Source organism: Kineobactrum sediminis (assembly GCF_002868715.1).
Lineage (GTDB): Bacteria > Pseudomonadota > Gammaproteobacteria > Pseudomonadales > Halieaceae > Kineobactrum > Kineobactrum sediminis.
In genome coordinates this window covers 585,958-600,010 of record NZ_PKLZ01000001.1, presented here as the reverse complement: position 1 = coordinate 600,010, position 14,053 = coordinate 585,958, and the positions used below count along the sequence as shown (strand labels likewise).

At 58.9% G+C, this 14,053-nt stretch carries 16 protein-coding genes; 5 read left to right on the top strand and 11 right to left on the bottom strand.

The window, feature by feature from the left end; translation table 11 throughout:
• The 3 genes from CWI75_RS02655 to CWI75_RS02645 are packed head-to-tail and all read right to left on the bottom strand — an operon-like array spanning nt 1 to nt 3,288.
• Entirely contained in the window at nt 1-1,272 is a 1,272-nt protein-coding gene (locus CWI75_RS02655; protein WP_101519895.1) for an SAM-dependent methyltransferase, read from the bottom strand.
• 1 nt (nt 1,273) lies between these two features.
• Entirely contained in the window at nt 1,274-2,032 is a 759-nt protein-coding gene (locus CWI75_RS02650) for a DUF1365 domain-containing protein (RefSeq protein WP_101519894.1), read from the bottom strand.
• A complete protein-coding gene (locus CWI75_RS02645) occupies nt 2,029-3,288 on the bottom strand; it encodes an NAD(P)/FAD-dependent oxidoreductase (RefSeq protein WP_101519893.1) in 1,260 nt (419 codons plus the stop codon). Before CWI75_RS02645 ends, CWI75_RS02650 begins: the two co-directional genes overlap by 4 nt.
• Before the next feature lie 181 nt (nt 3,289-3,469).
• Between CWI75_RS02645 and CWI75_RS02640 the strand changes: the two genes are divergently transcribed.
• The 5 genes from CWI75_RS02640 (at nt 3,470) to CWI75_RS02620 (ending at nt 7,763) form a co-directional block, all read left to right on the top strand.
• The gene (locus CWI75_RS02640; RefSeq protein ID WP_241521049.1) at nt 3,470-4,069 is read left to right on the top strand and encodes a sigma-70 family RNA polymerase sigma factor; all 600 of its coding nucleotides are present in this window, start codon (nt 3,470-3,472) and stop codon (nt 4,067-4,069) included.
• Between the two features lie 15 nt (nt 4,070-4,084).
• Nucleotides 4,085-4,741 (top strand): ChrR family anti-sigma-E factor, encoded by a 657-nt coding sequence (locus tag CWI75_RS02635; protein ID WP_101519891.1) that lies wholly within the window; start codon nt 4,085-4,087, stop codon nt 4,739-4,741.
• Nucleotides 4,742-4,973: 232 nt separating this feature from the next.
• Nucleotides 4,974-6,116, top strand: a complete 1,143-nt coding sequence (locus CWI75_RS02630) for a Re/Si-specific NAD(P)(+) transhydrogenase subunit alpha (RefSeq protein ID WP_101519890.1) — start codon at nt 4,974-4,976, stop codon at nt 6,114-6,116.
• A gap of 1 nt (nt 6,117) precedes the next feature.
• Nucleotides 6,118-6,402 carry an NAD(P) transhydrogenase subunit alpha part 2 gene (locus CWI75_RS02625; RefSeq protein WP_101519889.1) on the top strand — a complete coding sequence of 95 codons (285 nt, stop codon included), beginning with the start codon at nt 6,118-6,120 and terminating at the stop codon, nt 6,400-6,402.
• Nucleotides 6,403-6,410: 8 nt separating this feature from the next.
• On the top strand, nt 6,411-7,763 hold the full coding sequence (locus CWI75_RS02620) for an NAD(P)(+) transhydrogenase (Re/Si-specific) subunit beta (protein ID WP_101520105.1): 1,353 nt from the start codon (nt 6,411-6,413) through the stop codon (nt 7,761-7,763).
• 86 nt (nt 7,764-7,849) lie between these two features.
• Here the strand turns inward: CWI75_RS02620 and CWI75_RS02615 are convergent, their stop codons facing one another.
• From CWI75_RS02615 to CWI75_RS02580, 8 genes are read right to left on the bottom strand one after another with little or no spacing between them, the layout of a single operon-like run.
• Entirely contained in the window at nt 7,850-9,592 is a 1,743-nt protein-coding gene (locus CWI75_RS02615; protein WP_175580190.1) for an ABC transporter transmembrane domain-containing protein, read from the bottom strand.
• Nucleotides 9,593-9,597: 5 nt separating this feature from the next.
• Nucleotides 9,598-10,350 carry a twin-arginine translocase subunit TatC gene (gene tatC, locus CWI75_RS02610; RefSeq protein ID WP_101519887.1) on the bottom strand — a complete coding sequence of 251 codons (753 nt, stop codon included), beginning with the start codon at nt 10,348-10,350 and terminating at the stop codon, nt 9,598-9,600.
• Nucleotides 10,347-10,691, bottom strand: coding sequence for a Sec-independent protein translocase protein TatB (gene tatB / locus CWI75_RS02605; protein WP_101519886.1), 345 nt, complete (start codon nt 10,689-10,691; stop codon nt 10,347-10,349). The genes tatC and tatB overlap by 4 nt, the downstream gene beginning before the upstream one ends.
• Before the next feature lie 9 nt (nt 10,692-10,700).
• On the bottom strand, nt 10,701-10,922 hold the full coding sequence (tatA, locus tag CWI75_RS02600; RefSeq protein WP_101519885.1) for a twin-arginine translocase TatA/TatE family subunit: 222 nt from the start codon (nt 10,920-10,922) through the stop codon (nt 10,701-10,703).
• A gap of 32 nt (nt 10,923-10,954) precedes the next feature.
• Nucleotides 10,955-11,299 carry a phosphoribosyl-ATP diphosphatase gene (locus tag CWI75_RS02595; RefSeq protein WP_101519884.1) on the bottom strand — a complete coding sequence of 115 codons (345 nt, stop codon included), beginning with the start codon at nt 11,297-11,299 and terminating at the stop codon, nt 10,955-10,957.
• Nucleotides 11,296-11,697: a phosphoribosyl-AMP cyclohydrolase gene (hisI, locus tag CWI75_RS02590; RefSeq protein ID WP_101519883.1), complete on the bottom strand. Its 402-nt coding sequence runs from the start codon at nt 11,695-11,697 to the stop codon at nt 11,296-11,298. Before hisI ends, CWI75_RS02595 begins: the two co-directional genes overlap by 4 nt.
• Before the next feature lie 58 nt (nt 11,698-11,755).
• Nucleotides 11,756-13,414, bottom strand: a complete 1,659-nt coding sequence (gene ubiB / locus CWI75_RS02585) for a ubiquinone biosynthesis regulatory protein kinase UbiB (protein ID WP_241521046.1) — start codon at nt 13,412-13,414, stop codon at nt 11,756-11,758.
• Nucleotides 13,411-14,052, bottom strand: a complete 642-nt coding sequence (locus CWI75_RS02580; RefSeq protein ID WP_101519882.1) for a ubiquinone biosynthesis accessory factor UbiJ — start codon at nt 14,050-14,052, stop codon at nt 13,411-13,413. The genes ubiB and CWI75_RS02580 overlap by 4 nt, the downstream gene beginning before the upstream one ends.
• Nucleotide 14,053 lies beyond the last annotated feature (1 nt).

Genomic DNA, 14,053 nt, shown 5'->3' with positions numbered 1-14,053 from the left:
TCAGCCGTTGGCAGGTACCCGGTAACCCGGCTTGGCAAAGGCCAGTTGCACGGTGCTGATGATGCGTTCCCGGAAGCCGCCCTCGCAGTAACAGAGGTAGAACTCCCACATGCGGATGAACTGTTCGTCAAAACCCATATGTCGCACTGTTTCCAGCTCGGCGGTAAAGCGTTCGCGCCAACAGGCCAGGGTGCGGGCATAGTCCAGGGTGATGTCGCGCAGGTGCACCAGTTGCATGTCGGTGTCACGCGCCAGATGGTCGGCGATAACGGCCAGCGACGGCAGACAGCCACCGGGGAAAATATAGCGTTTGATGAAATCTACCGTATCCCGGGCCTGCTGGTAGCGCTGGTCACTGATGGTAATGGCCTGGATGACCATTTTGCCGGTCGGCTTGAGCAGGTCGCTACAGCGGGCGAAGTAGCTGCTGTAGAAGTCGTGCCCGACCGCCTCAATCATTTCAATGGATACCAGCTTGTCGTATTGTCCGCTGAGTGTGCGGTAGTCGTCGCACAGGACCGTTACCTGTTCTGCCAGGCCCAGTTCATTGACCCGCCGGCGAGCGTATTCGTACTGTTCGCGGGAAATGGTTGTGGTGGTCACCCGGCAACCATAGTGTTGCGCCGCATGAATGGCCATACCGCCCCAACCGGTGCCGATTTCCAACAGGTGGTCATCCGGTTGCAATTCCAGCTGGCTGCAGATTTCATCCAGTTTCGCTATCGAGGCGGCCTCGAGGGTGGCATCCGGGGTATCGAATACCGCGGCGGAATACATCATGGTGGGATCCAGGAAAAGCCTGAAGAAATCATTGCCGAGATCATAGTGGGCGGCGATATTTTTCCGCGAGCCGTCATGGGTATTGCGATTCATGGCATGCGCGAGCTTGAGGCCTGCACGCACCGGCCAGGAGCGCCGCGCCTCCATCGCTTCCATGGCCCGCATGTTGGCGCAAAACAGGCGTGTCACCGTCGTCAGGTCCGGTGTGCTCCAGTCGCCGGCCATATAGGCCTCGCCGGAGCCGATAGTGCCGCCTGCCAGAATTCTTGCATAGGCCTGCTGGTTGTGGACAAATACCTCGGCATGAGGTTCACCGTCACCTTCGAGGTGCCCTACGCGCAGGGTTTCCGCGCCATCGTGGATGGTCAGGCTGCCGACTTTGAAGTTTTCAAAGGCCCGCAACAACAGGTTGCGAGCCAGGTGGGTGTTTGACCAGCGGCTACGGATTCTCTTGGATTGCAGCCGTACCTGGCCGACACTCATATCGTTCATTTTATGCTCCAGGGATTTTTGATCGGGGGTGGGAATGGATTGGTATGCCCTTTATGAACAAGCGCAGGGCCTGCCAGTAAATTGCCATGGCGATCTTCGCGGTCATCATCGGGTAGCGCCAGAGTACCCGGTTGAGGTTGCGGCCGGTCATGGGTCGGGCCTCCAGAGCGAGGGTGGCGGCGAACACCTTGTCTCCCTCATTATTGCTGGTGGCCAGATGGACCGAAAGTGTCTCCCCGGGTGTGCTGCTGCGCCAATGGTAGCGCATGGCCATCGGGTTGAAGGGCGACACATGCATGGCCTTGTCGAACTCCTGGCGTAGCCAGCGCTCCTGTCCCGACCCTTTCAATACATAGCTGTGACGCTCGTTCCAGGGTGTATTGGTAACCTCGGCGACCAGGTATTCAAGCTCCGTTTCGTCTTCGTTGAAACAGTAATAACAGGCGATCGGGTTGATTGAATAGCCAAAATAGCGCAGGTTTGCCAGCAGGTAGATGGGGCCCGAGTGCCGGTATCCCGTCTCCTCATGAATGCGCCTGCGAACTTCGTCCTGCAATGGCCGGGTTGGATCCCCGAGAAAATCGCTGCGCCTGAAGCTGGCCAGGGCCCGGCCGGAGGCGGACCATAGCCAGCGCGAACGGAACAGCTCGGGCAGTTCGTCGAGGCAGATATAGGGCATGAAAACGCGATAGCCGAAGCCATGAGGCTTGGGCAGAAAGCGCTGATGGTTCAACCACCCCTGGTACAGTCGTGACTTCACGCTGCTATCCTGTTGTCCTTGCCGATGGCCTCGGCGACCCGCAGGGCGCTGGTAACACCATCCTCATGAAAGCCATTGCGCCAATACGCTCCACAATACCAGGTACGGCGCTGGCCGTTGATGTCAGCCCAGCGTGACTGAGCCGCAACCCCCGCCAGTGAAAAAACCGGGTGCGCGTAGTTGAACGTACCGAGTATTTTGTTCGGGTTGATAGCGCTGGTATCATTAAGTGTTACACAGAAAGTCTCGGGTGCCTGCAGCCCCTGTAAAATATTCATATTGTAGGTCACGACGGCGCGCTGTTCGTCGACACCGAGGCGATAGTTCCAGCTCGACCAGGTTTTCCGGTTTTTGGGCAGCAGGCGGGTATCGGTGTGCAATACCACCTCATTGTTCTGGTAGGGCAGGGCCGACAGTATTGCCGTCTCCTCCGCGCTGGGGTCTTCCAGCAGGGCCAGCGCCTGGTCAGAGTGAGTGGCGACAACGACTTCATCAAAGTGAAAAAGCTCTCCACCGCGCACCTGCAACGTCACCCCCTGGGCCGTACGCCGTATCCCGGCAATGGGACTATTGGTACGTATTCGCTGCTCGAAACGATGGCACAGGGGCCGCAGATACTCCCGTGACCCACCTTCAATCACCCGCCACTGCGGGCGGTTGTTCACAGACAGCAGGCCGTGGTTGCGAAAGAACCTCAGAAAAAATTCAAGCGGAAATTCGGTAATGCTGGCGCAATCAGCCGACCAGATCGCCGAGCCCATGGGTACCAGGTACTGCCGGCAGAACGCCTCGCCGTAGCCCTTGCGGCTGAGGTAGTGACCCAGCGTCTCGCCCTCCTGCAGGCGGCCGGCGTCAAGGTCTGCTACGGATTCCCGGTTGAAGCGGAGGATATCCCGGACCATGCCGATAAAGCGCGGGGAAAGCAGGTTGCGGCGTTGGGCAAAAAGGGTATTTATGCTGCTGCCGGAATATTCTGTGCCCGAGTGCCCATCGGTCACACTGAAACCCATGTCAGTGGCTTTGCTGCTGACCCCCAGTTCATCCATCAGGGCGATGAAGTTGGGATAGGTCCAGTCGTTGAACACAATGAAACCGGTGTCGACCGCGTAGCGGCGTGTACCGAGCCGGACGTCGACGGTGGCCGTATGGCCGCCGACCTGGCTGCCGGCCTCAAACACCGTAACCTGGTGTGCTGCGCTCAGGTAGTGCGCGCAGGCCAGGCCAGAGATGCCTGATCCGATGACTGCAATTTTCAAGTGAGGGCTCCTTCGGGAGCGATCTCGAGGCGAGTCGCACCGGGGTGTTGATAATATTCCAGAGTACGCCTTCGCGCCGTCAACGGATCAATCCGTTTATAATGGCAAGGATGGGTTGATCCGGGATGCCAGAGGCAGCGTATACTGGACAGCAGGCAATGAGAAGATGCGGAGAGCGTTTGTGGAAGACAGGGAAAGCGGCAGTGTAACGAGTTGGCAGGGTTCCTCCGGACGTCGAACCGACGAATGGAGCGAGTGCCTCACGCTGATAGCCTCGAAAGAGGATCGCGCGGCGTTTACGCGGTTCTTTCGTCATTTCGCACCCCTGATCAAGGCGTTCGCGCTCTCTGGTTCAACCATGTCGGCTACCCATGCCGATGAGCTGGTGCAGGAAGTCATGCTCAAAGTCTGGCAGAAAGCCCGCGGATTTGATCCGGAACGCGCTGCGGCGAGTACATGGGTGTATACGATTGCCCGTAACTGCCGAACCGACATGTTCAGGCGCTTGCAAAAGTTCAACACGCCCCTGGCGGCGGAAGATTTTACGCCGGACCAGGAGCCTGCTGAACCGTTCGCCATGTTGCAGACCCGCCGCAGCCGCGACCGGATCCATGAGCTGATGGCCTCGCTGCCGCCGGACCAGGCGCAGATTCTGGCGAAGGTGTATATGGAAGGAAAATCGCATGCAGAGGCGGCGGCGGAGTTGGATTTGCCTCTGGGCACGGTGAAGTCACGGGTTCGACTGGCAATCCAGAAACTTCAAATTCAAATCGACAGGTAACAAGACGCGAACATTATGGCCAAGTTTCATCCAGATATAGACCTATTGACCGAATATGCAGCCGGCATAATGCCCCTGGCTCAGTCTGCCTGCATATCGGCCCATCTCAATTACTGCCCGCAATGCCAGCGACAGACTGCCAGGTTGCAGGATCTCGGCGCCGTATTGTTTGAGGGACTGACTCCGGAGCCGGTTGGGGAGGCCCAGCTGGAAGCGGTACTTGCCCGTCTGGATGAGCAGCCTCCGCTGAGCTATTCTCGCGCCGGTTCGGTTGCCGGGGGGCGGTTGCCGGCGCTGCTGCAGCGGCTGATGAATGGGGATTTTTCCGAGCTTGTGTGGAAAAAAATCACCTCTTCGCTGCGCATCAGCTACGTCAAAACCGGTGACCCCAACTACGAATTTGCCCTGTATCATATCAAGGCAGGTGGTCGTATTCCCGAGCACAAACACCGCGGCTCGGAGATGACCCTGGTCTTGCAGGGTGGTTTTTCGGATGCTGCCGGAAGCTATCACGAGGGCGACTTCATTTACCGCGAGCTGGATGATTCGCACGCTCCTACCGCCCTCCAGACCGAGGATTGTATCTGTCTTGCGGTCCTGGATGCGCCCCTTCGATTCACCGGCTGGCAGTATCGCTGGATGAACTCTTTCCTGCAGCTTCGAGCAGGCTGACACCGAGGGCGGGATAACCCGCCCAAAGCGTTCTATACTCTTCCGGATGCCCACATGCCCGAGCGGAAATGATTCCGGCGGGGGTGTGGGCATTTTGCTCTGGCGACCAGCTGTGCTAATGTGCTCCGCCGCTAATTCGGCGCAGTCGTTCATGGCTGCGCTGCAAGGGCAGACAACAAGGTCCCGCAAAAGGGGCGCAGGCTAACGAAAAAAGTATGGGGTAACAAGGACTATGCGTATCGCAATTCCGAGGGAGACGCACCCCGGTGAGAACCGGGTGCCAGTGACACCGGAGACGGCTAAAAAACTATGCCGACTCGGTGCTGAGCTCGTCATTGAGAGTGACATGGGCCTTGGGTCCGGCTTCACCGACGATCAATACATTGAGGCCGGCGCAACTGTCAGCACAGACCGGGAAGCCCTTTTCCGGGAGGCAGACATGCTGCTGCGTTTGCGCAAACCACAGCGCGATGAAGTGCCGATGATGAAATCCGGCTGCATTCATATCAGTTACCTGGATCCGTTCAATGAGCATGACCTGGTGCGCGCACTGCAGGAGCAGGGCGTAACGGCCATCAGCATGGAAATGATCCCGCGTACCACCCGCAGCCAGAAAATGGACGCACTCAGCTCCCAGGCGAACCTTGCCGGTTATGTGATGGTGCTGCAGGCTGCAACCCATCTGCCCCGGATTTTTCCCATGATGATGACCCCCGCGGGCACACTGAAGCCAGCCAGGGTCTTTGTCATTGGCGCGGGTGTTGCGGGGCTGCAGGCCATCGCGACCGCCAAGCGCCTGGGCGCGCGGGTTACCGCCTTCGACACCCGTGCCGTGGTTGCCGAACAGGTACAATCCCTGGGAGCAAGTTTTCTGGAGATTGATCTGGGTGAGACCGGTGAAACCTCGGCGGGTTACGCCACCGAACTGACGCCGGAACAGATCCAGAAACAGCGCGACGCGCAGAAAGCCACCATTGCTGAATCCGACGTGGTAATCACCACCGCCCAGGTGTTTGGCCGCAAGCCTCCTGTTATCGTGACCAGCGATATGGTCGAGGGCATGCAGCCCGGCTCGGTCATTGTGGACATGGCAGCGGAAACCGGCGGCAACGTTGAAGGCTCAGTAGCCAACGAGGTCGTCAACGTGAATGGCGTCACCATTATCGGCAAGGGCAACCTCCCCAATGAAGTGTGCCGGGATGCCAGCCACATGTACGCCAATAACCTGTTCAATCTGGTGGAGGATGTCTGGGACAAGGAGAAAAATCTCTTCGCGATTGACTTCGAGCACGACATTTTGCCCGGCTGTGTGATCACCCATGGCGGAGAAGTCACCAACGAAACCATCAAGAATATCCTGGAGGGGGCCAACTGATATGGAACTGATATTCCTGGTATTTATCCTCATGTTGTCGATTTTTCTCGGCTTCGAGCTCATCAACAAGGTCCCTGCGACACTGCACACACCGCTGATGTCGGGTGCCAACGCCATATCCGGCATTACCGTGGTCGGCGCGATCAGCCTGGCCGGAACCGGGCAGCAGGATCTGTCCAACTGGTTGGGTGCGGCAGCGGTTGCGCTTGCCACGGTTAACGTGGTGGGCGGTTATATGGTCACTGATCGCATGCTTGCGATGTTCAAGAAAAGGGGTAGTAAATAATGAGCGCTATGGGATTGGCTATTCAGATGGCCTTCGTTGTCGCTGCGGCGCTGTTTATTTTCGGCCTGAAATTGCTGGGTTCTGCCGCAACGGCCCGGCGTGGGAATATGCTCTCCGCGGTCGGTATGTTGCTGGCGATTGTCGCCGCACTGCTCGACCAGGGAATAGTTGAATACCAGTGGATTGTGCTGGGCTTTGTCCTGGGTGGAGCGATTGGTGCCGTTGCCGCACGATTTGTGCAAATGACCTCCATGCCGGAAATGGTGGCGCTGTTCAATGGTTTCGGCGGCATGGCCAGCTTGCTGGTCGGCGCCGCGGCGTTGGCAACCGCGGGCAGTACCTTCACCCTGGTAACGATTGTGCTCTCCATTCTTATCGGTGGCCTGACCTTTACCGGTTCACTGGTGGCCTGGGGCAAGCTCAGCGAAACCATCGGTAGCGGTGCGGTGACTTTCCGCGGGCAACAGATAGTCAACAGCCTGATTGTGGCCGGTATTGTTGTCAGTGCCGTGATGTTTTGCCTGCAGCCGGAAAGCAGCCAGTGGCTTTACCTGATCATAGGACTGTCGCTGCTGTTCGGCGTAATGGCCGTCATCCCCATTGGTGGCGCCGATATGCCGGTGGTGATCTCCCTGCTCAACTCCTATTCGGGTCTTGCCGCCTGTGCGGCGGGTTTTGCCATCAACAGCAATATCCTGATTGTTGCAGGTGCGCTGGTGGGAGCCTCCGGGATCATTCTTACCCAGATCATGTGCAAGGCCATGAATCGGTCGCTCACTAATGTGCTGTTCAGTGGTTTTGGCAGTGTGAGCACAGTCGAGACCACGGTCGAGGGTGAAATCAAGCCGATCTCCGTGGAAGACGCCTACTACGTGCTGGAAGCGGCGACCAACGTCGCTATTATCCCGGGCTACGGCATGGCGGTGGCGCAGGCGCAGCATGTGGTGAAGGAGCTTGCGGAGTTACTTGAGGAAAATGGTTGCGAAGTAAACTTCGGTATCCACCCGGTAGCGGGTCGCATGCCCGGCCACATGAATGTATTGCTGGCCGAGGCCGATGTGCCGTATGACCAGTTGCTGGAAATGGACGATATCAATCCACGCATGGAGACCGTTGACGTGGCAATCGTGATTGGCGCCAACGACGTCGTTAACCCGGCGGCGCGGGAAGTTGAATCGAGTCCGATTTATGGTATGCCGGTGATCAACGTCGACAAGGCGCGCACCGTGTTTGTACTCAAGCGCTCCATGGCATCAGGCTTTGCCGGCATTGAGAACCCGCTGTTCTACAAGGACAACACGCGGATGTTGTTTGGCGACGCCAAGGAGAGCATCGCCGGCCTGATTCGCGAGTTCAGCTAATCTTCTTCAACCGCCCCTTCGGGGGCGGTTCTTCATTACCTCGCGTTCAGCTCTCGCGATGGGATAACCCGGCCGACGGCGAGTCCCTACACATCCTGGAACTGAAGGCTGGCCAGGCGGGCGTAGAGTTCGCAGTCTTGCAGCAGACTCTGGTGAGTTCCCGTTGCAATCAATTCACCCCGGTCGAGGACCGCAATCCGGTCCGCATGCAAAATGGTCGACAGGCGGTGGGCTATTATCACAGTCGTCCGGTCGCGCATCAGTTCGTGTAGTGCCAGTTGCACCTGGTGCTCACTTTCGCTGTCCAGGGCGCTGGTTGCCTCATCCAGTAGCAGCACTCGCGGATTATTGAGTATGGCCCTTGCCAGGGCGATACGTTGTCGCTGCCCACCGGAGAGGCGGACTCCCTGCTCCCCCAGGTGACTGGAATAGCCGCCTGGCAACGCAATAATGAATTCGTGTGCATGTGCGGCCCGGGCGGCAGCCTCTATTTCCCGGTCAGTGGCGCAAGCTTTACCGTAGGCGATGTTGTAGCGCACGGTATCGGTGAACAGGGCCGGTTGCTGGGGTACCAGTGCCAGCTGCTGGCGCAGGGTCTGCAGGCCCATATCGCGGATGTCCACGCCATCAAAAACGATGCTGCCTTCCTGGGGATCGTAAAAGCGTTGCAGCAGCTCGAACAGGGTTGATTTACCGGCCCCCGACGGCCCAACCAGCGCCAGGCTCTTGCCGGGATCTATGGTCAGCGAGACCCCGCGCAGCGCCGGGTCAGCCGGACGTGCAGGATAGGCAAAGCTCAGGTGACGCAGTTCCAGGCGCGCCACGGGCAAGTCGGGTGTGCTGCCCGTATCCACCAGCTCACTGCGGGTGTGTACCAGTTCCAGGAGTCGTTCGGCTGCTCCGGCGGCTCTTTGTAACTCGCCCCAGACTTCGGATATCGTGGCAAACCCCGAGCCCACCATCATCGCGTAAAACACGAACGCGCCCAGCTCGCCACCACTCATGCGGCCGGTGATCACATCCTGGCCGCCACTCCACAGCATGACTCCCATACCGGTGAACAATAATAAAATGGCCATGCAGACCAGTAGTGCCCGCTGGCGGATACGGCGCCTGGCGATGCTGAAGGCGCGCTCTACTTCCCCGGAAAACGCCGTGCTTTCCCGGTTTTCACTGGTGTAGCTTTGCACAGTGCGGATGTGCTGGATGATCTCCCCCGCGTAACTGCCGACACTGGCGATACTGTCCTGGCTTTCGGTGGAAAGGCGTCGCACCCGCCGCCCGAATATCAGGATGGGCAGCAGGACCAGGGGTACGCCGGCGGTAATAATCAGGCTCAGTTTGACGTTGGTGACAAACATCAGTACCAGGCCGCCGGTTAATGTCAGGCCGCTGCGCAGCGCCATACTCAGGGAGGAGCCGATGATAGTTTGCAGCAAAGTGGTATCGGTCGTCAGGCGGGACATGATCTCGCCGCTGCGGTTGGTTTCAAAGTAACCGGGGTGGAGGTGGATGATGTTGTTGAATACCGCCTTGCGAATGTCGGCGCTTACCCGTTCTCCCAGCCATGAAACCAGGTAAAAGCGCGCGAAGGTGCCGATTGCCATGGCACCTGCTATTACCATGATCACGCTGATTGCAGCGCGCAGGTCTTCGCTGGTGCCGCCCCCAAAACCCTCGTCGATCAGCATTTGAATGCCGCGACCCAGGAACAGCGTAGCTCCTGCGGTGAAGACCAGGGCAGTACCGGCCGCCAGCATTCGTCCACGATAGGGTAGCAGAAAGCGGAATACTGAGAGCAGCGGCGATAGCGAGCGGGTTGAAGACAGCGGGACTACTCCTCGCCCTGAGCGGCCTGGCCCCGACGCTGGATAAAGCGGCCAAAAAATACACCTATCTCAAACAATATCCACATGGGAATCGCCAGCAGTGCCTGCGAGATAATGTCCGGCGGTGTCAGGAGCATGCCGAATATGAAGCATCCTACAATAATGTAAGGTCTCTTTTTCACCAGGTCTTCCGGCGTGGTGATTCCGGCCCAGATCATGATCACTGCGGCAATGGGTATCTCGAAAGCGATTCCAAAGGCAAAAAACAGCTTGAGAACGAAATTCAGGTAGCTGTTGATGTCTGTCATGATGGCGATATCTTCGGGCCCGACACTGGTGAAGAAGCCGAAAATCAGCGGGAATACCACATAGTAGGCAAACGCTGCACCGGCATAGAACAGCAGGACACTGGAGGCGAGCAGGGGTATTGCCAGACGTTTTTCATGGCGATACATGCCGGGCGCAATAAAACTCCAGACCTGGTAGAGCACGTAGGGAACCGCCAGAAAAATCGCTGCTACCAGGGTCAGCTTGAAGGGTGTCAGGAAGGGGGACGCCACCTCGGTCGCTATCATGGTCGCTCCCTCCGGTAACAGCGACCGCAGCGGCAACGAGACAAAGGCGTAGATTTCGTTGGCAAAGGGAAACAGGCAGATGAAAACTACCAGAATGGCGAGCATCGCGCGCAGCAGGCGGTCGCGCAGTTCGGTCAGGTGGGCGACCAGCGGCAGTGGCTGGTCGGCAGAGTCTTCGCTCATGGTGCCGGGGGTTCCTGCGATGATGCGGGCTTTTGAGTGTCTTCGGTGTCTTTAGTGCTTTTAGTGTCTTCAGGGTCTACGGCTTTTACGGTGTCTCTCAATTCCCGCTCCGCTTCGCGCGCGCTGGCCTGGAGGTCGGCACCGGTTTTGCGTAGTTCCTGCAGCACAGCATCATTGTGCAGTTCCTGGGAAACTTCCTGGCGGATGTCGTTAAAGCCACGCTTGATCCGATGGACCCAGGCGCTACCGGTGCGAATTGCGCCGGGCAGCCGCTCGGGGCCTATCACCAGCAGACCGACCACGGCTATTATCACCAGTTCGGTAAAGCCTATGTCAAACATGGCTGCGCGTTACGCTTTATCGTTGCCGTCGTTCCGGGGCGAGGGTTGTTCCTCCTCCTCCGAAGATGCTTTCTGGGCCTCGCTGTCATCATCGCCCATGCTCTTGCGAAAGCCCTTCACGGCACTGCCCAGATCGCTACCAATGGTGCGCAGGCGCTTGGTGCCGAATAACATGATCACGATTGCCAGAATGATCAATAATTGCCAGATACTAATGCCGCCGATTCCCATTGCCTTTTCCCTCTTTGCACTGTAACAAAACGTTATGGGGTACCCGTTGATTCACCGCGGGCAGCTTTTTCTTCCAGTCCCGACAGGCCGAAGCGATCCTGCAGGCACTCCAGTACCGCCGCCGAGCCTGTGTCCAGGTGAGACAGCATGACCAGGGTATGAAACCACAGATCGGCCACCTCGCCTACGAGCGCCGTGTTGTCGCCCTCTCCCGCCGAGTCCTTGGCGGCGAGAATAACCTCGGTCGCCTCTTCACCGACTTTTTCCAGAATCCGGTTCAAACCCTTTTCATGCAGGCTGGCCACATAGGAGCTCTCGGGATCTGCCTGCTTGCGCTGTGCGAGTATGAGGTCCAGATGTTGTAGAATATCGTTCATTCGGGCTTTCCGTACAATTCTTCCGGTGTCTTGATAACGGTATCGGTTACCACCCAGGCATCGTCCTGCCAGCGTTGGTAAAAACAGCTGCGCCTGCCCGTGTGACAGGCAATCCCGCCCAGTTGTTCCACTTTCAGCAGTACCGCATCGGCATCGCAGTCCAGCCGTAGCTCGCGGACCCGTTGGACATTGCCGGAGCTCTCGCCCTTGCGCCAGAGCTGCCCGCGGGACCGCGACCAGTACACCGCGCGGCCCTCCTGCGCGGTAAGCGCCAGCGCCTCGGCGTTCATCCACGCCAGCATCAGCACCTCGCCTGTCTCCCAGTCCTGCGCAATCGCTGCTACCAGACCCTGGTCATTCCAGCGTACCGTCGTGGTTAGAGAATTCGGTCCGGTCATCGTATAACTGCTACTGGTCGGGGGTCAGGTCTCGTATTGTAGCATTTATCGCGATACATCATTGTTGCCCACTCCGGGGCCACAACAGCAGCAGTGCCAGTGCCGCGAGTCCCCAGCTGGAGGCAGGTACCGTCGCAAGATGGGCACTGCCACCCGGTACAGCCAGCACCAGGGCCAGCAGGCCGACGGGGATTGCCAGCAACTGCCGGCGACGGCTGCACTGTTGCCTCCGCTCCAGCTGGCTGGTCCGCAGCTCCAGCTCGCGAACCTGCCGGGCGGAGGTGTTACCGGATTGTTGCAGGTTATTCAGTATCATATCCGGCAGGGTAGGCAATTGTTCCAGCCATGAGGGCAGCTGCCGCTGCATTCGCCCGAGCACTGCCTGTGGGGAGTAACGGTCCCGTATCCAGTGCTCAAGGAAGGGCTGCGCGGTATCCCAGAGATTAAGCTGGGGATACAGTTGACGTCCCAGTCCCTCGATGTTGAGCAGGGTCTTTTGCAGTAGCACCAGTGCCGGTTGCACCTCCATATCAAAGCGACGGGCAGTGCTGAACAGGTAAATCAACAACTGGCCGAAGGAGATATCACTGATGGGCCGCTCAAACACCGGTTCACAGACCGCTCGCATGGCAGACTCAAAATCCTGGACCCGGGTCTCCGGGGGGACCCAGCCACACTCTACATGCAGTTGCGCCACTTCCCGGTAATCGCGGCGAAACACCGCCAGCAGGTTGCGCGCCAGGTAATACTGATCCGCATCGCTGAGGCTGCCCACGATGGCGCAATCTACGGCCATGTAGCCCGGGTTTGCCGGGTCGGTAGCGTCAACGAAGATATTGCCCGGATGCATGTCGGCGTGGAAGAAGTTGTCCCGGAATACCTGGGTGAAGAAAATCTCCACACCCCGCTCCGCCAGTAACTTGAGATCGGTGCCCCGGGCCTGCAGGGTTTCCAGGTCGGTCACCGGAATGCCGGCAATGCGCTCTGACACCATTACGTTGCGGCGGGTAAAATCCCAGTAGATCTGCGGCACGTAGACCAGGGTGCTGTCTTCAAAATTGCGTCGCAGCTGGCAGGCATTGGCGGCCTCCCGGCGCAAATCCAGTTCGTCAATGATCACCAGCTCGTAGTCGGCGACGACCTCTACCGGGCGCAGCCGTCGGCCGTCGGGCAAGTAGCGCCTCACCAGCCGGGCCAGGGTATACAGCAGCGCGAGATCCTGGCGGATGACCGCTTCGATACCCGGCCTGAGAACCTTTACCACCACCGCCTCGCCACCGTGCAGGGTGGCGCCGTGCACCTGGGCGACCGACGCCGATGCCATCGGCAGGGTATCAAAATGCGCAAACAGGCTGGTGACCGGCGCGCCCAGGGCAGTTTCGATAATGGTGCGGGCCTGGCTTTCATCGAAAGGCGGCACCTTGTCCTGCAACTTGGCCAGCTCATCGGCAATATCCGGTGGCAACAGGTCCCGTCGGGTGGATAGCAACTGGCCAAACTTGATGAATACCGGACCGAGTTCCTCAAGAGTCAGACGCAGGCTCTGGCCACGATCGAGGCCTGCTTTGTTGGCTGAGCGCCGGGGTAGTAACTTCAGCAACAGTCGCGGCAGCGGCGGCAGCGTACTTTTGTCGATAAATTCGTGTAGCCGGTAGCGCCGTGCAATACGCAGGATGCGCAATAAACGCCGGCTGCGCGAGAGCATGACCGAGTTCATCCGGTCGCCTGCTGGAGCCGCCTGCGCAGCCGGTTGACGCGCGATTGCAGGCGCTCAACCCGCTGCTCCAGTGCCTGCACGTCGCGATAGAAATCCTCGACCTCAAGCCGTGGCGGGCTGAGCCGTGCCTCCTCGTGGATGAACTCATCCAGTTGCCTGGCCAGGCTGCGGGACAGGTTGCCACCGGTAGTGAAAGCGGTACGCAGCAGCTGTGCCAGCTGGTGGCCGACAACATCACCCAGGGAGTCGACCAGCGGTGCCTCCCAGTCGAGTTCCAGCCCCGCCAGTATTTTCTGCAGTTCAATCAGCGGCCCACTGTCACCTTCCAGTATCAGCTGGCCGTTGATCAGTGCGGCGGCGGGATCGCGCGCGCTTGCCAGTTGGGTGAAATCAGAAGCGACACCGGTAACCCGGGTAGTAACCGGCCCATCGTAGTGACCCATCAGCCGCAGGCCGTTCGTGCCGGGTTGCAGGTAAACCTGCAGTGCCGGTGCGGTGCAGTCGATCGCAAAGACATATCCCGAGAGCCGCCCCAGCGCCTGCAGTGCCGCCGGGTCAAGTGCCAGTGCCCGATTGATGGCGGCTTCCAGCGCCGCCAGTGCGGCGGTGCGTAATGTGGGGTCTGTTGCGGCTGTCATC

What these genes read in the sequence shown, in the direction of transcription:
- tatC (WP_101519887.1), bottom strand. Translation starts at nt 10,350, where the DNA reads ATGAGCGAAGACTCTGCCGACCAGCCACTGCCGCTGGTCGCCCACCTG.
- CWI75_RS02580 (WP_101519882.1), bottom strand. Translation starts at nt 14,052, where the DNA reads ATGACAGCCGCAACAGACCCCACATTACGCACCGCCGCACTGGCGGCG.
- CWI75_RS02620 (WP_101520105.1), top strand. Translation starts at nt 6,411, where the DNA reads ATGGGATTGGCTATTCAGATGGCCTTCGTTGTCGCTGCGGCGCTGTTT.
- CWI75_RS02635 (WP_101519891.1), top strand. Translation starts at nt 4,085, where the DNA reads ATGGCCAAGTTTCATCCAGATATAGACCTATTGACCGAATATGCAGCC.
- CWI75_RS02595 (WP_101519884.1), bottom strand. Translation starts at nt 11,299, where the DNA reads ATGAACGATATTCTACAACATCTGGACCTCATACTCGCACAGCGCAAG.
- tatB (WP_101519886.1), bottom strand. Translation starts at nt 10,691, where the DNA reads ATGTTTGACATAGGCTTTACCGAACTGGTGATAATAGCCGTGGTCGGT.
- hisI (WP_101519883.1), bottom strand. Translation starts at nt 11,697, where the DNA reads ATGACCGGACCGAATTCTCTAACCACGACGGTACGCTGGAATGACCAG.
- CWI75_RS02625 (WP_101519889.1), top strand. Translation starts at nt 6,118, where the DNA reads ATGGAACTGATATTCCTGGTATTTATCCTCATGTTGTCGATTTTTCTC.
- CWI75_RS02655 (WP_101519895.1), bottom strand. Translation starts at nt 1,272, where the DNA reads ATGAACGATATGAGTGTCGGCCAGGTACGGCTGCAATCCAAGAGAATC.
- tatA (WP_101519885.1), bottom strand. Translation starts at nt 10,922, where the DNA reads ATGGGAATCGGCGGCATTAGTATCTGGCAATTATTGATCATTCTGGCA.
- ubiB (WP_241521046.1), bottom strand. Translation starts at nt 13,414, where the DNA reads ATGAACTCGGTCATGCTCTCGCGCAGCCGGCGTTTATTGCGCATCCTG.
- CWI75_RS02630 (WP_101519890.1), top strand. Translation starts at nt 4,974, where the DNA reads ATGCGTATCGCAATTCCGAGGGAGACGCACCCCGGTGAGAACCGGGTG.